Genomic DNA, 19,902 nt, shown 5'->3' on the forward strand with positions numbered 1-19,902 from the left:
CGGTGAGAACCGACCGGGACGGCGACCGTGCGCGGTGACGACGAGGAGCGCGACCTCCTCCTGCTGCGGGTGGCCACGCTCTACCACGAGCAGGAGCTGACGCAGCAGGAGGTGGCCGAGCGGCTGCACCTCACCCGCTGGCAGGTCGGCCGCCTCCTCCAGGAGGCGCGCCGCACCGGCATCGTCCGCATCGAGATCGTCCACCCCCGCGCGCGCTCGCACGCGCTGGAGGCCGAGCTCGTCGCCCGCACCGGCCTCACCGCGGCCGTCGTCGTCCCGGCCGAGCGCGAGCCGGTGGCCACCCGCCGCCGGGTCGCGGCGGCCGCCGGCGAGCTGCTCGCCGACCTCAAGGAGTCGCCGGCCACGCTGGCGGTCTCCTGGGGCCGCACGATGGTCGACCTCGTCGAGCAGATCCCGCCGTCCTGGGCGGACGGCACCGTGGTGGTGCAGGCGAACGCCGGCCTGCCCCTGCCCGGGGCGAGCAACCCCGGCCAGGTGGTCGCCGAGCTGGCCCGACAGGCGCGGGGCACCGCGGTCTTCCTCCAGGCCCCGGCGATCGTCGACTCGCCGGACCTGGCCGCCACGCTCATGAGCGACGGGTCGGTCCGCCGCGTCCTCGACCAGGCCCGCGAGGCGGACGCCCTGCTGTTCTCGCTCGGCGAGCCGGTCGGCACGTCGGTCCTCGTCGAGGCCGGCTACCTCAGCCACGCTGAGGTCGACCGCCTCGTCACCCGGGGCGCGGTCGGCGACGTCCTCGGCCGCTACATCGACGCGGAGGGGCGCCCGGCGGACCCCTCGATCGACGCGCGCACCGTGGGCCTCACGCTTGACGAGGTCCGCTCCGCGCGGCTGCCGATCGCCGTCGCCGCGGGCGTGGCGAAGACCCCGGCCGCGCTCGCCGCCGTCACCCACGGGCTGTGCGACATCCTCGTCACCGACGAGGAGCTCGCCGCCGGCCTGCTCGACTCACTCCCGGACACCCACGCACGACCACCCCGAACGACAAGGAGCACGTCATGACCGCTCGTACCCGCACCGAGGTCGCCCAGCTCGTCGACCACACCCTGCTCAAGCCGGAGTCCACGCCCGACGACGTCGCCGCCCTCGTGCGCGAGGCCGCCGAGCTCGGCGCCTACTCCGTGTGCGTCTCGCCCAACCTCGTCCCGCTCGACGTGCCCGAGAGCGTGAAGCTCGCCGTCGTGTGCGGCTTCCCGTCCGGTGCGCACGCCGCCGAGGTCAAGGCGGCGGAGGCCGCGCGCTCCGCGGCCGACGGGGTCGACGAGATCGACATGGTCATCAACCTGGCCCTCGCGCTGACCGGCCGCTACGACGAGACCGAGGCCGAGATCCGCGCCGTGCGCGACGCCGCCCCGGGCGTCGTCCTCAAGGTCATCATCGAGTCCGCCGCACTGACCGACGAGCAGATAGTCGCCGTGTGCGAGGCCGCCGAGCGCGCGGGCGCCGACTTCGTCAAGACCTCGACCGGGTTCCACAAGGCCGGCGGCGCCACGGTCGAGGCCGTCGCCCTCATGGCCCGGACCGTCGGCGGCCGCCTCGGCGTCAAGGCGTCGGGCGGCATCCGCGACACCGAGAAGGCCCTCGCGATGATCGAGGCCGGGGCCACCCGCCTCGGGCTGTCCGGCACGGCCGCCGTCCTCGACGGCCTCGCAGGCTGACGTCCGCCCCCTGACGTCCATCCCCTGACGGGCTGAGCCCCGTCCCCCGACGGGCTGTCCGGCTGCTGCGTGAGGCGCGGCGGCCGGACGGCCTTCCCACGGACGGCGCGCGACGTCGTCGATACCCACCGGCCGCACCGGCCACCGCGAGAGGATGTGCGCATGCTGGCGTACGAGCACCAGGCCGACGGCGCGATGGCTCTCGTCGAGCGGCCCGTCCCGGTCGCGGCCGAGGGCGAGGTGACGATCGACGTCGCCGCCACCGGCGTGTGCGGGACCGACCTCAAGATCGCCCGCGGCGAGCACCGCATGTACCCCGCGGGGACCGTGCGCGTGCCTGGCCACGAGGTCGTCGGCCACGTCCGGGAGAACCGGTCGGAGGACCCGCGGCTCGCTCCCGGCACGCTCGTCGCCCTCGCGCCCAACGTCGGGTGCGGCACCTGCCACGCCTGCACGGCCGGCCGCAGCAACCTGTGCACCGACTACGCCGGCGTCGGCCTCACCTTCGACGGCGGGTTCGCCGAGGTCGTGCGCGTGCCGGCGCGGGGCGTGGCGGCCGGCAACGTCCTGCCCGTCGCCGACGGGCTCGAGGCGCTCGACGTCGTCATGACCGAGCCGGTGGCGGCGGTCGTGCGGGGCCTGCGCCCCCTCGACCCCGGGCCGGGCGACACCGTGCTCGTCTGCGGCGCGGGCCCGATCGGCCTCACCGCCCTCCTCCTCGCGCGGATGCGCGGGGTCGACCAGGTGATCGTCAGCCAGACCTCCGCGCCGCGGCGCGAGCTCGCCGCCCGGCTCGGCGCGGACCACACGATCAACCCTCGGGCCGAGGACCTCACCGATCGGGTCCTGGAGCTGACGAACGGGCGCGGGGCGGACTGCGTCGTCGTCGCCACGCCGGTGGCCGCCGTGTTCGCCGACGCCCTGCGCGCCGCCGCCCTCGGCGGGCGGGTCAACTTCTTCGCCGGCCTGCCCTCGGGGAAGGGGGAGATCCCCCTCGACGCCAACCTCGTCCACTACCGCGAGCTCATGGTCACCGGCTCCACCGCGAACACCCCCGAGGACAACGCGGAGGCCCTCGCGATCGTCTCCTCCGACCCGCAGCGCTTCCGCCGCCTCGTCACCGACCGGGTCCCGCTCGCCGACGCCCCGGCGGGGTTTGCCCGCGCCGCCGCGGGGGAGACCCTCAAACTCGTCCTCGAGCCGTAGCGCGCGACAATGACCGCATGATCGAGATCCTCAGTCCGGCCGAGATCGCCCGCGGGCGGATCACCGGGGCCGTCGTCGCCAACATCCTCGCCACCGTCCGTGAGCAGACGGTCCCGGGGACGAACCTCCTCGAGATCGACGGCTGGGCCCGCGAGCTGATCGAGCGGGCCGGTGCCACGTCCTGCTACGTCGACTACGCGCCGTCGTTCGGGCGCGGCCCGTTCGGGCACCACATCTGCACCGCCGTCAACGACGCCGTGCTGCACGGGCTGCCGCACGACGCCGAGCTGGCCGAGGGCGACCTTCTCACCCTCGACCTCGCGGTGGCCAAGGACGGCGTCGCCGCCGACGCGGCGATCAGCTTCGTGGTCGGCGAGGTGGCGCACGAGGAGAGCGACCGCCTCATCGACGCCACCCGCCGCGCGCTCGACGCCGGCATCGCGGCGGCCGGCCCCGGCGCGCGCATCGGCGACCTCTCCCACGCGATCGGCACCGTGCTCTCGGACGCCGGCTACCCGGTCAACACCCAGTTCGGCGGCCACGGCATCGGCTCGACCATGCACCAGGACCCGCACGTGCCGAACACCGGCCGCCCGGGCAGGGGCTTCCCGCTCCGTCCCGGTCTCATGCTCGCGATCGAGCCGTGGGTCATGGTGGACACCGACGAGCTGACGATGGACGAGGACGGCTGGACCCTGCGCAGCGCGACCGGCTGTCGCACCGCCCACACCGAGCACACGATCGCCGTCACCGAGGACGGCGTCCAGATCCTCACCCTGCCCTGAGGGCGGGGCCACGACCCTGCACGACGCCGGAGGGCGGGTTCCGTACGGAACCCGCCCTCCGGCGTCGTGCCGCTTCCGTCAGAGCGTGTCGACGACGTCCGCGATCGCCCCGAGCAGGACCGACACCGAGATCGCGCCGGGGTCGGGATGACCGACGCTGCGCTCCCCGAGCGAGCGCGACTTGCCGAACCCGGAGACGAGCTCGGCCGAGCGCTCGACGCCATCGGCCGACGCGACCGCCGCCGCGCGTGCCGTGGCGGCGAGGCCCTGGCCCACGGCGGCTCGGGCGGCCTCCGCGGCAGGGACGAGCGCGTCGAGCATCGTCTTCTGCCCGACCTCGGCCTTGCCGCGCCGCATGACCTGCTCGGCGCCGGCCTCGAGCGCGGTCGCGAACCCGTCGGCGTCGAGCGTGTCCCCGGTCAGCACCTTGGCGGGTGCCCGGAACATCGTGCCGAAGATGGCGCCCGAGGCACCGCCGCTCGTCGCGAGGACCGCGGAGCCCACGGCCTTGAACGCCTCCCCGGGCGTCGCGGGCGACGCCTCGGCGAGGGCCTCCTTCGCGGCGGTGAACCCGCGGGCCATGCCGACGCCGTGGTCGCCGTCGCCGATGGCCTGGTCGGCGCGGGTGAGCCGCTCCTTGGCGGCGACGATCGCGTCGCACGCCGCGGTGAGCGCGGTGGCGGTCTGGGCCGCCGTCAGCTGGTCCGCCATCGCTCAGGCCTGCGAGTAGGGCAGCGAGCGGCAGGGGGCGGCCAGGAGTCGCTCGAGGTCGTCGTCGAGCCGGAGCAGGGTGAGGGAGAAGCCCGCCATCTCCTGGGACGTGAAGTACGAGCCGACGTCGGTGCGCACCACCTCGATGCCCCGGGCCTCGAGCAGCTCGCGGGCCTTGCGGTTGACGACGAACAGCTCCATGAGCGTGGTGGCGCCGAGGTTGTTGACGAGCAGGGCGACCCGGTCGCCGGAGGAGTAGGGCAGGTCGGCGATCAGCTTGTCGACCATCTTCTCGGTCAGCTCGTCGGCGGTCATCATCGCGGAGCGCTCGACGCCCATCTCGCCGTGCATGCCCAGGCCGATCTCGATCTCGTCGTCGCCGAGCTCGAACGTCGGCTCGCCGGTCTCCGGGAGGGAGCCCGCGCGGACCGCGACGCCGAGCGTGCGGGTGGCCTGCTGCGCCTTGACGATCAGCGCCTCGGCCTCCTCCAGGGAGCCCGCCTCGGCGCACGCCGCGCCGGCGATCTTGACGACGTAGAAGGCGCCGCCGATGCCGCGTCGGGTGTCCGGGTCGTCGGTCGCGACGTCGTCGTTGACGAGCACGGTGCGGGTGGCGATGTCGTCGTCGTCCTCCGCGAGCTCGGCGCCCATGTCGAAGTTGAGGACGTCGCCCGCGTAGTTCCCGTAGAGGAGGATGACGCCCTTGCCCTGGTCGGCGGCGACGATCGCCTCCTGGACGTGCTGCGGCGCCGGGGCGGCGAACACGTTGCCGGCCACGCTCGCGTCGGCGAGGCCCTGGCCGACGTAGGCCGTGTACATGGGCTCGTGGCCGGAGCCGCCGCCGACGACGAGACCGACCTTGCCGGCCTCGATCGAGTCGCGGACGAGCACGCGCGAGCCCGGCGCGCGCGTGAGGGAGCCGTGCGAGGCCAGTACGAGACCGTCGAGCACCTCGTCGACGAGGTGCTCGGGGTCGTTGATGATCTTCTTCGCCTTGGACATGACGTACCTCGTGGGTCTCGGGCGGTGGGCCCGGCGGCGGGGGAGTCGGTGGTCCCGGGCCGCGTGCTCACCGCGATGTGAGAAGTTCTCAGCGTCGAGCGCTGCAGTCTCATCCTAGGCGCGGGCCGCCGGGGTGCGAAGGCCGGGTCCGCGCCGCCGCGGACAGATGCTCATGTGAGCGCAGCGGAACCTGTGTCGGTGCCCGCCGAGGAGATGCGGTGGTGTCGAGGAGGTCCGGGGCCCGGCTGCGCAGGGGCGCGTCCGGCTCAGGTGATCCGGAGGAGCGCGGCGGTGCCCGGCTCGAGCACCGTCGCACCGTCCTCCTCGAGCACGCCGGCGGAGGAGTGGGTGACGAGCGCGTTCAGCGGCACCGCCACCGGGTCCGGGCCGAGCGTGAGGACGAGGTGACGGGTGTCGAGGGCGAGCACGAGCGCGTCGACGTCGACGTCGAGCACGCCCAGGTAGCCGGAGGCCGTGCCGAGCTCGCGGCGCAGGCGCAGCCACGCCCGCAGCCGTTCGTAGGGGGAGTCGTCCCGGTGGCGGTCGGGGGCCAGGGCCGCGACGAGGGCGGCGAGGGAGCCGGTGGCGGCGTCGTCGTCGGAGTGGGTGCCGCTCGTGCCCCCGCCGGTGGCGCCGGCCTCGGGGGCGATCTGGCCGCCGAGCTCGATCCCCTGCCGGAGATAGACCGCGCCGGGCAGCATGATCGACAGCGCCGTCATCGCGCGCACCCGTCGGGCGTTCTCCTCGGGGGAGGGGCGGTGCGCCCAGGTCGGCGTCGGGACCGGGTGCCGGCCGGTCGCGAGGGCCCAGGCAGGGCGGGCGCCGAGGGGCTCGTGGACGCCGAAGACCTGGGCGAGGGTCTCACCCACGGCGGGTGCGTCCCAGCTGGTGCGGGCGAGGCGGTCGTCGCGGGTGGCGTGCAGCCAGTCCTCGTGGAGCACCTCGGTGTAGGCCGCGAGGTCGAGCCCGCGCACGGCACCGGTGAGCGCCGCCTCGGCGTCGGGGCGGTCCCCGGAACCGCGCTCGGCGAGGCGCGCCTGCAGGGCGCCGGGGTCCGCGCCACGGGGGTGGCGCACGAGGGTCGGCGTCGTCGTGCCCGGCGCGGCGGCGTCGGCCTGATCGAGGCCGAGCGCTCCGGGGTCGCTCGTGCCCCGGGCGATGCCCAGGTCGATCCCGTCCACCCCGAGGGCGAGCCAGCGGCCCACGCGGGACAGGTGCGCGGCGTCGGTGTCGGACGGGTGGATCGGGAGCACCGAGGCGACGACCCGGAGCGCCCGCCGATGGGCCCTGCGGACGACGGCGCCGACGGCGTCGGCCACCTGGCGATGACGCGGGTCGAGCTCCGGTGCCGTCAGCAGGAGCGTGTCGCACCCGAGCGAGGCGACGTGCGGGACGTGGGCGGCGACGTCGTCGATCGCGGCCACCGTGCGCAGCTCGGCGGTCTCGTAGACCGCGGCCGTCGACCACCACGGCATCGGGGTCTTCGGCCGGCGGTGGAGCATCCGCGTGGCGCGCGACCCGGTGGTGGCGGCGTCGGTCGTGATCGTCGCGAGGGGCATCGCCGACCATTGTGGCCCCGGTCTCGTTCGTGACCAAGCGCCGCCGCTCGGATGTGCGAGAGTCCGGCGCCCGCGTCAGGTTCACCGGGTGGCTCCCTGACGTTCAGCGGGCGGTGGTTGCCTCGGCGCAGGAGCGCCGCCGGCGTTCCCAACCCCTGATCGAGACACTCAAGGAGAGTCGTGCACGCACGAGCTCGACGAACGGCGGCCGTCGCCGCCACCGCCCTGCTGACCACCATGCTCGCCGGGGCCGTCGTGCCCCCGGCGATGTCGGAGCCCGCCCCCGACACCCCACCCACGCCGGAGGCCGAGCCGGCCACCGAGGGTGACGCGGCGCCCGAGGAGGACGCCGTCCCCGACGGCTCCCGCTGGACCCTGGCCACCCTGCCCGACACGCAGTTCTACTCCCGGTACGGCGCCAGCCAGTTCGAGCCCCGCTACGGGACCAACCCGTACCAGGCGCAGGCCGAGTGGCTCGCCGAGGTGCACGACGAGCTCAACATCCCGTTCGTCACCCACCTCGGCGACCTGGTCGACCGCGCCGGCGTCGAGGCCGAGTGGGAGATCGCCGACGCCGCCCACCAGGTGCTCGAGGACGCGGGACTGCCGTACTCGGTCCTGCCCGGCAACCACGACCTGCTCAACAGCTCGGCGAACGACACCGAGCTCGCCGACGACGAGCCGTTCCTGCGCTGGTTCTCCCCCGAGCGCTCGGCGGCGCAGTCGCCGGACTCGGGGCGCGACCCGTCGGGCTTCAGCGAGTACCACGTGTTCGAGGCCGAGGGCCAGGAGTACCTCGTGCTCGCGCTCGCCTGGCGGACGTCGGACGAGACCCTGGCCTGGGCCGACCAGGTCATGGCCGACCACCCGACCCTGCCGACGATCCTCACCTCGCACGAGATCCTCGGCGTCGACTCCGACGGCGTCACCGCCGTCACGGGTGGCAACGGCGAGCGGCTGTGGGAGGGCCTGATCCGGGACAACGACCAGATCTTCCTCACGCTCTCGGGCCACAACCACGGCTCGGCGCACCGGGTCGTGCAGAACGACGCCGGCAACGACGTCATCCAGATCCTGCAGGACTGGCAGATGGCCTACGAGGGTGGCAACGGCTACCTCGGCCTGCTCGAGTTCAACCTCGAGAACGACTCGATCGACGTGCTCGCGCCGTCGCCGTGGGTGGTCGGTAAGGACGCAGCCGACCTCACCGTCCACGACCGACCGCTGCTCGACGCGCCGAACGAGGAGTTCAGCGTCGACATCGACTTCGACGAGCGCTTCGCCGGTTTCAACGCCGAGTGGGAGCCCGGCGACGGCCAGGAGACCTCCCTGCGCGAGCGCGCCCGCGCCCTCATCCTCGACGGCTTCGAGGGCGTCCCCGCCGTCGACCGCGCGGAGCCGGGTTCCACCGAGGACTACGTGCGCGTGGACGGGACGCTCGCCCACTGGCGACCGAACCTCGTCGACGCCGCGATCGGGGACGTCCTGCCCGAGGGGACGGAGCTTCCCGACGTCGTGCTCGAGGAGCAGGCGATGGCGCGCGGCCCGGTCGACACCTCGCCGACCGCCCAGGAGGAGGACGTGCGGCTGTGCGAGGCGCACGCCTTCTCGTCGTCCGACGCCGGCATCTGCTTCGACAACTCGTCCAACGCGGACAACCGGTTCAGCTACTTCACCACCGAGCACGGCGTCCCGGTGACGAACGCGACCTTCGAGAACGGCTACACGATCGAGGCGTTCGTCAACATCGCCGAGGACTGGACGGCCGAGGACAACGCGTGGACCCGCGCGCTCGCCCGCTCCGGCAACCGGTCCCGCATCCCGGGCATGGCGCAGATCTGGGACTACACCCACTCGCCCGCGTCGATCGGGTTCTCCAACCTCCGGGAGTTCCAGTGGTCGGTCGTCCCCGGCGACCCGACGACCGGTGACCGCAGCGCCTGGTCCGGCGAGATCACGTCCGACGACTGGTACCACCTCGCGATGGTCAACGACCCCGCCGACGGCTCGGTGACGATGTACGTCGACGGCATGCCGATCCTGCGCAACATCAGCGACGGCAACGGGATGTCCTTCGAGGAGGGCTACCCCTGGATGATCGGCGCCGCCATGACGGACGACGCGATCGGCTCCGGCTGGCACGGCGGTGTCGGCGAGGTCCGCGTCATCGACCGCGCCACCGAGCCGGGGGAGTGGCTCATCGACCGGCCCGACGTCGAGGCCTTCGAGATCGAGAACGGCGAGCTCGAGGTCGGGCCGGACGGATCGGTCCCGGCGCTCACCGGCACCGGCGCGTCCGGCGCGACCGTGGTGCTGGACGGTGCGCTCACCGGCGAGGCCGTCGTGGCCGAGGACGGGACCTGGTCGGTCGAGCCGACACTCGTCGACGAGGCAGCGGGCACCCGCGAGTTCGCCGTCTCGCACGGCTTCGGTGAGCGTCGCTCCGGCGACCAGCTCGGTCAGATCACGGTGCCCGACGACGAGGAGCCGCCGGTGGATCCGGGTGAGCCGGTTCCGCCGACGCCGGGTCGTGGGTTCTACCTCAACGACGGCTGGGACGCCTGGGCGGACCACGAGTTCTCCTTCGGTCGCCCGGGTGACGAGGTCCTCGTGGGTGACTGGGACGGCGACGGGTCCGACACGCTCGCGGTGCGTCGTGGGAACGCCTACTTCCTGTCCAACTCCCTGTACGGGGGCGACGCGGATGTCGAGCTGACCTTCGGCCGCTCCGGCGACACCGTGCTCGTGGGTGACTGGGACGGCGACGGCGTGGACTCCTTCGCGGTGCGTCGTGGGAACTCCTACTTCCTCACCAACGAGCTGGTCGGTGGGGACGCGGAGACCGAGCTGGACTACGGCCGTGCGAACGACCAGGTCCTCGTGGGCGACTACGACGGCAACGGCACCGACACCTTTGCCGTGCGTCGTGGGGCCCGCTACTTCGTGTCGAACTCGCTCAGCTCCGGCTGGGCGGACGAGGAGTTCACCTACGGCCGCTCGGCCGACCAGGTGCTCGTGGGTGACTGGGACGGCGACGGCAGCGACACGTTCGCCTCGCGTCGCGGGAACCTGTACCTGATGTCGAACACCCTGACCGGTGGTTGGGCGGACCGCGAGGTCCGCTACGGCCGCTCGGGCGACGAGGTGTTCGTCGGCGACTGGAACGCCGACGGCTCCGACACCCTGGGTATCCGCCGCTGACCGCCGTTTGCTCGTCCGTGAGCGACGAGTGAGCGGATGTCGGTCCGACCAGTGAGCGGGCCCCGCACCCTGATGGGTGCGGGGCCCGCTCCGTCGTCGTCGGAGGGGGTGGTGGTGAAGCGGGACTCGGCTCACTCGTCAGGAGGAAAGCCGCTCACTCGACAAGGGGTGACCGCACTCGCCGGGAGAAGTCCCCTCACTCGTGGGGTGTGGAGGGGCGAGCGTCCAGATCGGCGCGGCCGCATAGACTCGAGCGGTGAGCGCATCGGCGGAGCAGGTGGCACGGGCGAGGTCCGTCCCGGCCCCGTACGTCGCGGCGGACGCGGACCGCTGGTGGCCCGAGGAAGGCAAGAACCCGCGGCGCTCCCCGTTCCAGCGCGACCGCGCCCGCGTCCTGCACTCCTCGGCCCTGCGTCGCCTCGGAGCGAAGACGCAGGTGCTCGGCCCGAGCTCGGACGACTTCGTCCGCACCCGGCTCACGCACTCCCTCGAGGTCGCGCAGGTCGGCCGCGAGCTCGGCCAGGCCCTCGGCTGCGACCCGGACGTCGTGGACGCGGCCTGCCTCTCCCACGACCTCGGCCACCCGCCGTTCGGCCACAACGGCGAGCGTGCGCTGCACGAGGTCGCGGCCGGCATCGGCGGCTTCGAGGGCAACGCCCAGACGCTGCGGCTGCTCACCTCGCTCGAGCCCAAGATCATGACCGACTCCGGCACCGGAGCCGGCCTCAACCTCACGCGCGCCACGCTGGATGCCTCGGTCAAGTACCCGTGGGCCGCCGGCGCGGGACCGGTGCGCGCCGACGGCCGGCCCACGGGCAAGTTCGGCGTCTACGCCGACGACGCCGAGACGTTCGCCTGGCTGCGCGAGGGCGCCCCCGACAGGCGCCGCTGCCTAGAGGCCCAGGTCATGGACCTGGCCGACGACGTCGCGTACTCGGTGCACGACGTCGAGGACGCGGTGGCCGGCGGTCGCGTCGACCTCGGCGTCGTGCGGGCCGACCGGGCGCAGAACGGCGTCGTCGAGCAGGTGCGAGCCTGGTACGACCCCGAGCTGAGCGACGACGAGATCGGCGCCGCCCTCGACCGCGTCCTCGCCCTGCCCGTCGTCCCGCGGGTCTTCGACCACACGTGGGCCTCGCTCGCCGCGCTCAAGGACATGGCGAGCCAGCTCATCGGCCGGTTCTGCGCCGCCGCCGAGGACGCCACCCGTGAGCGGCACGGCGAGGATCCCCTCGCGCGCTACGCGGCCGACCTCGTGGTGCCCCGGGAGACGGAGGCCGAGATCCTCGCGCTCAAGGGCGTCGCCGCCCACTACGTCATGGCGCCGCGCGAGACCGAGCCGCTCTACCTCGCCCAGCGCACGATCATCTTCGACCTGGCCGACGCCCTCGCCGCGGGCGGCCCGGACCAGCTCGAGCCGCACCTCGCCCAGCGCTGGCACGGCGTCGGGTCCGACGACGAACGGCTGCGCGTCGTCGTCGACCAGATCGCCTCCCTCACCGACACATCCGCCCAGCAGTGGCACGCCCGGTTGTGCGGGATGCTCTCCGAGGTGTACTGAGTGGCGGGGATGATCCGCCGCGAGGACATCGAGGCGGTCAAGGAGAAGGTCCGGATCGAGGAGGTCGTCGGCGCGCACGTCACGCTGCGCACCGCCGGCGTCGGGTCGATGAAGGGCCTGTGCCCCTTCCACGACGAGCGCACGCCGTCCTTCCACGTCCGCCCGCAGGTGGGCGTGTGGCACTGCTTCGGGTGCGGCGAGGGCGGCGACGTCGTCAGCTTCGTCCAGCGCATCGAAGGACTCTCGTTCGCCGAGGCGATCGAGATGCTGGCCGACCGGGTCGGGGTCGAGCTCCGCCGCGAGGACGAGGACGGCCGACCCCGGGAGCGGTCCCAGGGGGAGCCCGGCCGGCGTCGTCGGCTCGTCGAGGCCAACCGGATCGCCGCCGAGTACTTCGTCGCGCAGCTCGCCTCGCCCGGCGCCGCTCCCGCCCGCGCGTTCCTCGCCGAGCGCGGGTTCGACCAGGCTGCTGCCGCGCACTTCGGCGTGGGGTTCGCGCCCGAGGGCTGGGACCACTTGCTGCGCCACCTGCGTTCCAAGGGGCTCACCGACCAGGAGATCCTCGCGGCCGGGCTCGTCTCGCAGGGGCAGCGCGGCGTCTACGACCGGTTCCGCGGGCGACTCGTCTGGCCGATCCGCTCCACCTCCGGCGAGACGCTGGGGTTCGGCGCGCGACGCCTGCTCGAGTCCGACCAGGGTCCGAAGTACCTCAACACCCCCGAGACCCCGCTGTACCGCAAGTCGCACGTCCTCTACGGGATCGACCTCGCTCGCAAGGAGATCGGCCGCGGGCGGCAGGTCGTCGTCGTCGAGGGGTACACGGACGTCATGGCCGCGCACCTCGCCGGCGTCACCACCGCGGTCGCCACGTGCGGCACGGCCTTCGGCGACGACCACGTCCGCATCGTCCGGCGCCTGCTCGGGGACGTCGGCGACGCCGCCTCCGGCGTCATGACGGCGGGCTCCGCGCGAGGCGGCGAGGTCGTCTTCACGTTCGACGGCGACGCCGCCGGTCAGAAGGCCGCCCTGCGCGCGTTCGACGAGGACCAGCGCTTCGCGGCCCAGACGTTCGTCGCGGTCACGCCCGGTGGGATGGACCCCTGCGACCTGCGCCTCGAGCGCGGCGACGCGGCCGTCCGCGACCTCGTCGCCGGGCGCGAGCCGCTGTTCGAGTTCGTCATCCGCTCCGCCCTGGCCACGCTCGACCTCGGGACCGCGGAGGGGCGTGTGGCGGGGCTGCGGGCGGCGGCGCCGGTCGTGGCAGCGATCCGTGACCGCGCCCTGCGCGGGGAGTACGCCCGCCAGCTCGCGGGCTGGCTCGGCATGGACGACGTGAGTGTCCGCCAGGCGGTCCGTAGCGCCGAGAGCTCGGCGCGGCGCGCCGGCGCCCCCGGAGGGTCGTCCGTGCCCGACGCCGGTGGGCCGGGCCGGGCGGGCGGCGCACCCGGTGAGACTGGTCGCCCGGGCGGGCAGAACGGACGGCCGGGCGGGCAGCCGGGCGGATCCGGTCCCTCGGGCGGTGCCTGGGAGACCTCCGCAGGAGCCGGCGGTGGACGCGGCCCCGAGGATCCCGTGGCGCGCCTCGAGCGGCAGGTCCTCGAGGTGGCACTCCAGCTCCCGGCCGAGGCGGCGGCCGCCGGGTTCGACTCGCTCGCGGCCGACACGTTCACCGTGCCCTCGTACCGCGCGGCACACGACGCGATCCGGGCGGCCGGTGGCGTGGCGACCTTCGCGGCGCACCTGGCCGAGCGCCGCCGCGCGGGCGCAGGGGAGGAGGCCGCCCAGCGGGAGGCCGCTGCCCACTGGGTCGAGGCGGTGCGGGAGAACGCCGTCGGTCCCGTCGCGGACTCCGTGACCGGCATGGCGGTCGCCCCGCTTCCCCAGGACCGCCCGGACGCGCTGACCGACTACGCCCGCGGCGTCGTCGTCGCGCTCGTCCGCATGGGGCTGACCCGGCTCATCGGTGACGCGAAGGGGACGCTGCAGCGCACGGACCCGGACGATCCCGCCTACGCCGAGCGGTTCGCCGCTCTCATGGAGCTGGAGTCACGACGGCGCTCGCTCGGCTCGCCGTAGCGGGCCCAACGAGCGCCGTGGTGGGCGGACGCCGGCGCGTCCGCAGGTGTCGCGGCGGGTGGGTCAGTCGATCGTCCAGGCGAGGGACTCGGACTCGCCGGTGACGATGCCGGCGGCCGGGCGGAAGAGGACGTCGAACGAGTCGTCGGACGGCTCGGGAACGTAGATCGTCGCCGTGACCTCCTCGCCCCCGTCGACGACCGGGGGCATCGAGTCGCCGGTGCTGCAGCCCATGCCGTCCGTGGGGCTGAGGTCGCCCTCGGAGGTCGACAGAGTGATGCCGGGCAGCGGCGGGACGGTGGGAACCACCTCGTCCTCGCCGGCGGACACGGTGAAGGTCAGGGCCGTGTGCGGCGTGCCGGGGGAGGTGAGGCACTGCGCGTCGCGCTCGGCCTCGTCGAGCGTGATCTCCATGCCGTTGTCGAACGTGTGGGTCTCGCCGATCTCGAGGACCGTGGCGTCGTCCGCGCCGCCGGAGCCGTCGTCGGACGGGGACTCGTCGTCCTCGTCGGTGTCGGCGTCGTCGGACGGGCTCTCGGAGTCGGGCCCCGACTCGGTCTCGGAGTTCTCGTCGGTCTCGTCCTCGGTCTCGTCCTCGTCGTCGCTCGGGGCCTCGTCGTCGGAGCTCTCCTCCTCGCCGTCGGTCCCGTCGGAACCGGCCTCGCCGCTCGGTGCCTCGATCCCGGAGTCGTCCGGCGTGGGCTCCTCGCCACCGTTCTCGTCGCCGTCGCGCAGGAGGAAGAACCACACCGCGGCTGCGGCGACGGCGACCGCGAGGACGCCGAGGATCACCGCCAGCCAGGGGAAGCCGCCTCCGCGCTGCGGGCGGTCGTCGCCGGGCGGGTAGTCGCCGCCGCCGCCCGACCCGCCGCCGTACGAGGGTGCGTAGGTCGGGGCGGCGCCGGACGAGGGGTAGCCCGAGGCTCCCTCGCCGCCGGTCGCCGCGTGCGAACCCGACGCGCCCGGGGCGGACGCGCCGCCGGACTGCGACGCCGCGCCGTACCCGCCGGCACCCCGAGCCGCGTCGTACCGGCTCGCGCCCTGCGCCGCGGCGGAGTCCGCCGGGATCGGCCTCGTGGCGTCGCCGTCGGGCTGCTCGAAGGCGTTGCCCTCGCGCCGCCAGCGTGAGTCGTTGCTCATCGTGTCCTCCCAGGTCTGCCGCCCGGCCGGACGACGCCCGTCAGCCTACGACCGGGGCACACCCCGGGCGCGTCGACGTCGCCGGGGAGTGCTGCCCGCCCCGCCCGGGGGCGCGGGACGCGGGGCCCGGTTCGTGTCAGTCGATCGTCCAGCGCGCGAGCGTGCGGTCGGGGGAGCCGTGCCTGAGCACGTCCGGGTCGAGCTCGAGGACGAGACGCCCCTGCGTGGGAGCGACCATGAGCACCGTCCCCGTGACCGTCTGCGCGGGCGAGGCGGTCGGCGGCAGCACGTCCGACGGATCGGCGAGGCACGAGGCCGGGGCGGGGAGCAGCGGCCCGTCCGGTGAGGACAGGCCGAGACCGGGAATCGGGGTGAGGACCGGTGCCGGGGCGTCCGCCGGCACGGTGACCGTCACCTCGAGGGCCACCAGCTCGCCGGCCACGGCGCCGTCGACCGCGCAGGTCACGTCCCGTTCGGCGGCCGTCAGCGCGTAGGTCGTGCCGTCGTCCGCGGTCCATGTCTCCCCGACGGCGACGTCGACGACCTCCGCGTCGGTACCGGTGCCGCCGCCCGTGTCCGCGCCCGCGGCGGAGCCCTGGAGGAGCTGCAGGAGCCATGCGAGGTCCTGGGCAGGGTCGCCCGAGGAGGCGCCCGGTGACCCCGGCGTGCCAGGTGACCCGGGCGTGGCCGGTGGAAGCGGGATCGACGTCCCGGGCGGGACCGCGGGAACCGGGACGGTCCACGTCGGGGGTCCGGCGTCGGGCTCGGGCTCGGTCTCGGGCGAGGGCGAGGGTGTGGCCGGAGGCGAGGTGGGCGGGGGAGCGCCCGGGACAGTCGTGGTGGGACCCGCGGTGGCGGCGGGCGCGCGGAGCAGGGCGTCGCTCGGTCCCCGGTCGGTGGCGGCCACGAACCAGTAGCCCAGGAGGGCGGCCGCGATGACGGACGCCGCTCCGGCGAGGAGCCATGGCCGGACGCTCTCGTGCTGGTCGGACGTCTCGGACCCCGGAGCTCCGTTCCCGGCGGCGGTCGAGGGCGCGTCGCCCGGCGATCCCGAGTGCCCGAACGCGTTGAGTCGAGGAACAGGCTTCGAGGGGTAGCCGGTTCGCGCCGCGTAGTCGGTCGAGCGAGGGTCGGCGAGATCGGCCGGCAGCTCACCGGTCGCGGCGGTGGGTGGTTCGTCGTCGTCGAAGAAGTGGGCGAGGTACCCGGTACCGACGGGCCCGTCGTCGTCCGCCATGCCGACCTCCGCGTCGACCACCGGGGCCGGCACGGTCCGTCCGCCCCCGGGCCCGCCGGTGGGGCGGACGCTCGTCACGCTAGCCCCGCGGCGATGTGCGTGGTCGTCGCCGCGGGCGATCCGCACAGATCTCGACGGACCTCGACGCCGCTGGACGCAGGAGGTCCTTCGGCTCGGCCGTGGGCCGACGGACGCGGTGGTGCGGCCCCGGCGTCGCCCGACGCGACGGCGCCCCGGCCGCACGTGCGGACGGGGCGCCGAGGAGGGCCTGAGGTGGCGGGTCAGTCGACCGACCAGCGAGCCACCGTCAGTTCGGTGCCGGGCATGGCGATGCCGAACATCGGGTCGTACTCGAGCGTGAACGGGCCGCTCGTGGGTGCCTCGACGAGGATGAGTCCTGTGGCCGTCTGCCCGGGCTCGATGTACGAGGGCAGCTCGCGGGAGGTGTCGGCGAGGCAGCCGATGGTGGAGAAGGAGTCGATCGTTCCCTCGGGCGACTCGAGGGTGATGCCCGGCATCGGCGCCGATGCACTGGCACTCGGGCTCGCGGTCACCGTGTACTCGAGCGCGACGACCTCGCCGGAGACGCTGGCGTACCCGTCGCAGGTGATGTTGCGCTCGACCGAGTTCAGCGTGACAGTCGCGCCGTCGTAGGTCTGGTGCGGGGTGCCCATCGGGACGTCGACGACGGTGACGCTGCCGGATCCGTCGCCACCGGGGATCGAGGGGACGTCGCCACCGGGGACCGACGGGATGTCACCGCCCGGGATCGACGGGATGTCGCCACCCGGGATCGACGGGATGTCGCCACCCGGGATCGACGGCGCCGTCACCCCGCCCTGCTGGTCACCGCCGGAGGCTGTCTCGTCGTCGTCCCCGTCGACGAAGAGGAAGTAGGCCCCGGCACCGAGGGCGGCCACCACGACGACGGCGACGATCGCCCAGATCCAGCCCTTGCCTCCGCCGGAGCCGCCGGACTGACCAGGGCCGCCGTAGCCGGGCTGCTGGCCGTAGCCACCCTGCTGGGGGAACCCGCCCTGTTGGGGATAGCCGCCGGGCTGGCCGAATCCGCCCTGCTGCGGGTAGCCGCCCTGCTGGCCGAACCCGCCCTGTTGTCCGAAGTCGCCCTGCGGGTAGCCGCCCTGCTGGCCGAACCCGCCCTGCTGACCCCACTGGCCGTCGTACGACACGTCTGACCTCCACCGCTGCGCCCGCCACGTGGCCGGTCGAGGACCTGCCGCGCCGCCCGCCGGTCCCGGCGGGCAGCGCCACCGTAGAACGGTGTCCGAGCCGGGCAACCGCTCCCCGATGGGGAGTCCTCACCCGTGCCGTGGACCCCGGCTGAGGTGGGGCGACGTCGAGAACCCGGGCGAGGTGGTCGCAACCGGTCGGCTCGCCGGCGTCCTCCGGGCCACCTCCGGCGTCGTCCCCCGTGCAGCCCTCGCCGGCGCCGACCGCCCGGGTAGGGATCAGTTGATCGACCAGCGGGCGATGGAGATCTCGGTGTCCTGCCGGTCGACCCCCATCGACGGGTCGTACTCGAGCGTGAACGCTCCGTTGGTGGGTGGGGTGACGATGACGAGGCCCGTGGCGGTCTCGCCGGCGTCGACGAACCCGGGCAGGGCGCGGGAGGAGTCCGCCAGGCACGCGAGGGTGTTGAAGGACCCTCCGATGCTCCCCGAGGACGACTCGAGGGTGGTGCCGGGCACCGGCGCCGACGTGCCCGCGGTCGAGCTGCCGACGACGGTGAACTCGAGGGCGTAGGCCCCGCTGAGGCCGCGCACGTCGCTGCCGCAGGTGAAGTCCTCCTCGACGGAGTCGAGCGTGACGACCCCGCCGTTGTGTGTCATGAACGGCGTACCGATCGGCACGTCGACCACCGTCGGACCGCCGGACCCGTCGCTCTCGGTGGTACTGGGCTCCTCGCTGCCGGGGGTGGGTGCGGGAGCAGCGGTGGGAGCTGGGGCCGATGGGGTCGGCGGGGCCACTGCGGTGACAGTGTCCGATTCCCGCTGCCCCTCCGCGGAGGTGCTCTCGTCGTCGTCACCGTCGAGGAACAGGAAGTACACCCCGGTGCAGAGCGCGGCCGTCACGACGACGGCGATGAGCGCCCACAGCCAGCCCCTGTCACCGCCGGGGCGTCCAGGTCCGACACCCGGCCCGTGCCCATCGTGGTCGGGCGGCTGCGGACGGCCGTGCTGCTGGGAATGATCGGGCTGCGGGCCGTGTGCCCCGTGCTGCGGATAGCCGCTCGGGTTGCCCCACTGGCCGTCGTTCGACACGTCTGTTCTCCACCTCGTCACCCGCCGCACCGCCGGTCCACGGGCGGAACGCCCCCGCCGGTCAGGGCGGCTGACGCCACGGGCGAACGTTACCGGACCCAAACGGTCCGTCCCCGACCTGGGCGCCATGACCGCGTCGGCGCCGCGCGTGACCCGCGCGGCGCCGACGCGTCAGGTCAGTTGCCGCTTCCCTCGGCCGAACCGGTCGTGTCCGCCGGGGTGGTGAGGATGCAGATGCCCTCGCGGTCGTTCGCCTGGTCCCAGGTGCTCTGGGTCGGCGTGAGGAGCTGGACGAAGTACACGCTCGAGGCGTAGTCCGTGCCGACGTACCCCTCGAACGCGTCAGCGCAGACGGACTCGAGCTCGCTGGAGACCTGCTCGTCGCCCGGGTACTCGTCGCCCTCGAACGTGTGGACGACGTAGACCTCACCGTCGTGCTCCTCCGCGCAGTCGATCACGGGCAGCTCGGAGACCTGACCGGTGGCCCCCTCCATGTCGAGGCACTCGCCGACCGTGAACTGCTGGACGGTGGCCGTGCCGCCGGACGGCGGGCTCGACTCCTCCGTGGTGGGTTCCTCGGAGTCCTCGGTCGTCGGTTCCTCGGACTCCTCCGTGGTGGGTTCCTCGGACTCCTCGGTGGTCGGCTCCTCGGACTCCTCGGTGGTGGGTTCCTCCGAGTCCTCGCTCGTGGGCTCCTCGGACTCCTCTGTCGTGTCCTCCTCCGGCGGCGCGCTCGTCGTTGCCTCGTCGGTGGCGTCGCCGGACGACTCGTCGTCATCACCCGTGAAGAACAGGAAGTAGGCGCCGACCGCCAGGGCTGCGGCGACGAGGACGCCGATGATCGCCCACAGCCAGCCCTTGCCGCCGCCCGAGCCACCGCCGTCGCCGTTCCCGGGATCGTTCGGGCCACCGGCGCCCTGGCCGTAACCGGGCTGGCCGTAGCCGGCCTGCCCGTAGCCGGCTCCCTGGCCGTACCCGCCCTGGGCCGGGTAGGCGCCCGCAGCCCCGTAGGCGGGTGGCTGGCCGCCGGCCGCCCCCTGCCCGTAGCCGCCCGCCGCGGGAGCACCCGCGCCCTGACCCTGGTCCCAGCCGGCCTGCGCCGGCGTTCCCGCACCCTGCGACTGGTCCCAGCCGCCCTGCGCCGGATTGCCGGCGCCCTGGCTCTGGTCCCAGCCGCCCTGCTGCGGGGTGCCGCCGGGCTGTCCCCACGTCCCGTCGTTCGACATCGTGCCCTCCTCGATCGTCCTCGGTCGTGTCCGGCACCCGAGACCACGCCTTCGGTCGGCGTTCGTCGGCAACGGGTACCGGGCCACGATATGCGCAGGTCGCCACGAGCGCGCACGGACGCGCGAGTGCCACAGACCGCCGCGTCGGTCGCCTGACCTGCATGTGCCCCGGGCGCGGATACCGTGCGAGGACACCGATCGACGACGAGGAGACCACCGTGACCGGACCCAGAATTATGA

The 19,902-nt window shown here is 74.0% G+C and carries 15 protein-coding genes; 7 read left to right on the plus strand and 8 right to left on the minus strand.

What is annotated here, in order from left to right:
* Positions 1-27: 27 nt before the first annotated feature.
* The 4 genes from AC24FB_RS13760 (at position 28) to map (ending at position 3,667) form a co-directional block, all read left to right on the plus strand.
* Positions 28-1,020, plus strand: a complete 993-nt coding sequence (locus tag AC24FB_RS13760; protein WP_425713207.1) for a sugar-binding transcriptional regulator — start codon at positions 28-30, stop codon at positions 1,018-1,020.
* Positions 1,017-1,676 (plus strand): deoxyribose-phosphate aldolase, encoded by a 660-nt coding sequence (deoC, locus tag AC24FB_RS13765; RefSeq protein WP_425713208.1) that lies wholly within the window; start codon positions 1,017-1,019, stop codon positions 1,674-1,676. Before AC24FB_RS13760 ends, deoC begins: the two co-directional genes overlap by 4 nt.
* Before the next feature lie 162 nt (positions 1,677-1,838).
* A complete protein-coding gene (locus AC24FB_RS13770) occupies positions 1,839-2,882 on the plus strand; it encodes a zinc-binding dehydrogenase (protein ID WP_425713209.1) in 1,044 nt (347 codons plus the stop codon).
* A gap of 17 nt (positions 2,883-2,899) precedes the next feature.
* Positions 2,900-3,667 (plus strand): type I methionyl aminopeptidase, encoded by a 768-nt coding sequence (map, locus tag AC24FB_RS13775; RefSeq protein WP_425713210.1) that lies wholly within the window; start codon positions 2,900-2,902, stop codon positions 3,665-3,667.
* 78 nt (positions 3,668-3,745) lie between these two features.
* On the opposite strand, the gene dhaL is transcribed toward map, so the two are convergent.
* The 3 genes from dhaL to AC24FB_RS13790 all read right to left on the minus strand — a co-directional run bounded on the left by dhaL (position 3,746) and on the right by AC24FB_RS13790 (position 6,939).
* Entirely contained in the window at positions 3,746-4,378 is a 633-nt protein-coding gene (gene dhaL / locus AC24FB_RS13780) for a dihydroxyacetone kinase subunit DhaL (RefSeq protein ID WP_425713211.1), read from the minus strand.
* A 3-nt stretch (positions 4,379-4,381) separates the two neighbouring features.
* On the minus strand, positions 4,382-5,380 hold the full coding sequence (locus AC24FB_RS13785; protein ID WP_425713212.1) for a dihydroxyacetone kinase subunit DhaK: 999 nt from the start codon (positions 5,378-5,380) through the stop codon (positions 4,382-4,384).
* 266 nt (positions 5,381-5,646) lie between these two features.
* Positions 5,647-6,939 carry an alpha-amylase family protein gene (locus AC24FB_RS13790; RefSeq protein ID WP_425713213.1) on the minus strand — a complete coding sequence of 431 codons (1,293 nt, stop codon included), beginning with the start codon at positions 6,937-6,939 and terminating at the stop codon, positions 5,647-5,649.
* A gap of 180 nt (positions 6,940-7,119) precedes the next feature.
* Between AC24FB_RS13790 and AC24FB_RS13795 the strand changes: the two genes are divergently transcribed.
* The 3 genes from AC24FB_RS13795 (at position 7,120) to dnaG (ending at position 13,777) form a co-directional block, all read left to right on the plus strand.
* Complete coding sequence (locus AC24FB_RS13795; protein ID WP_425713214.1) at positions 7,120-10,140, plus strand: metallophosphoesterase; 3,021 nt, start codon at positions 7,120-7,122, stop codon at positions 10,138-10,140.
* Positions 10,141-10,396: 256 nt separating this feature from the next.
* The gene (locus tag AC24FB_RS13800) at positions 10,397-11,701 is read left to right on the plus strand and encodes a deoxyguanosinetriphosphate triphosphohydrolase (protein WP_425713215.1); all 1,305 of its coding nucleotides are present in this window, start codon (positions 10,397-10,399) and stop codon (positions 11,699-11,701) included.
* Positions 11,702-13,777 carry a DNA primase gene (dnaG, locus tag AC24FB_RS13805; protein ID WP_425713216.1) on the plus strand — a complete coding sequence of 692 codons (2,076 nt, stop codon included), beginning with the start codon at positions 11,702-11,704 and terminating at the stop codon, positions 13,775-13,777.
* A gap of 63 nt (positions 13,778-13,840) precedes the next feature.
* On the opposite strand, the gene AC24FB_RS13810 is transcribed toward dnaG, so the two are convergent.
* The 5 genes from AC24FB_RS13810 to AC24FB_RS13830 form a co-directional block, all read right to left on the minus strand.
* Positions 13,841-14,917 (minus strand): hypothetical protein, encoded by a 1,077-nt coding sequence (locus AC24FB_RS13810; protein WP_425713217.1) that lies wholly within the window; start codon positions 14,915-14,917, stop codon positions 13,841-13,843.
* A 136-nt stretch (positions 14,918-15,053) separates the two neighbouring features.
* Positions 15,054-16,232, minus strand: a complete 1,179-nt coding sequence (locus AC24FB_RS13815; protein WP_425713218.1) for a hypothetical protein — start codon at positions 16,230-16,232, stop codon at positions 15,054-15,056.
* Positions 16,233-16,435: 203 nt separating this feature from the next.
* Positions 16,436-17,344 carry a hypothetical protein gene (locus AC24FB_RS13820; RefSeq protein WP_425713219.1) on the minus strand — a complete coding sequence of 303 codons (909 nt, stop codon included), beginning with the start codon at positions 17,342-17,344 and terminating at the stop codon, positions 16,436-16,438.
* Positions 17,345-17,623: 279 nt separating this feature from the next.
* The gene (locus tag AC24FB_RS13825; RefSeq protein ID WP_425713220.1) at positions 17,624-18,436 is read right to left on the minus strand and encodes a hypothetical protein; all 813 of its coding nucleotides are present in this window, start codon (positions 18,434-18,436) and stop codon (positions 17,624-17,626) included.
* Between the two features lie 176 nt (positions 18,437-18,612).
* Entirely contained in the window at positions 18,613-19,662 is a 1,050-nt protein-coding gene (locus AC24FB_RS13830) for a septum formation family protein (protein ID WP_425713221.1), read from the minus strand.
* Positions 19,663-19,902 lie beyond the last annotated feature (240 nt).

Source organism: Georgenia sp. Z1344, assembly GCF_057652375.1.

What these genes read in the sequence shown, in the direction of transcription:
- AC24FB_RS13810 (WP_425713217.1), bottom strand. Translation starts at nt 14,917, where the DNA reads ATGAGCAACGACTCACGCTGGCGGCGCGAGGGCAACGCCTTCGAGCAG.
- AC24FB_RS13770 (WP_425713209.1), top strand. Translation starts at nt 1,839, where the DNA reads ATGCTGGCGTACGAGCACCAGGCCGACGGCGCGATGGCTCTCGTCGAG.
- deoC (WP_425713208.1), top strand. Translation starts at nt 1,017, where the DNA reads ATGACCGCTCGTACCCGCACCGAGGTCGCCCAGCTCGTCGACCACACC.
- AC24FB_RS13785 (WP_425713212.1), bottom strand. Translation starts at nt 5,380, where the DNA reads ATGTCCAAGGCGAAGAAGATCATCAACGACCCCGAGCACCTCGTCGAC.
- AC24FB_RS13830 (WP_425713221.1), bottom strand. Translation starts at nt 19,662, where the DNA reads ATGTCGAACGACGGGACGTGGGGACAGCCCGGCGGCACCCCGCAGCAG.
- map (WP_425713210.1), top strand. Translation starts at nt 2,900, where the DNA reads ATGATCGAGATCCTCAGTCCGGCCGAGATCGCCCGCGGGCGGATCACC.
- AC24FB_RS13790 (WP_425713213.1), bottom strand. Translation starts at nt 6,939, where the DNA reads ATGCCCCTCGCGACGATCACGACCGACGCCGCCACCACCGGGTCGCGC.
- dhaL (WP_425713211.1), bottom strand. Translation starts at nt 4,378, where the DNA reads ATGGCGGACCAGCTGACGGCGGCCCAGACCGCCACCGCGCTCACCGCG.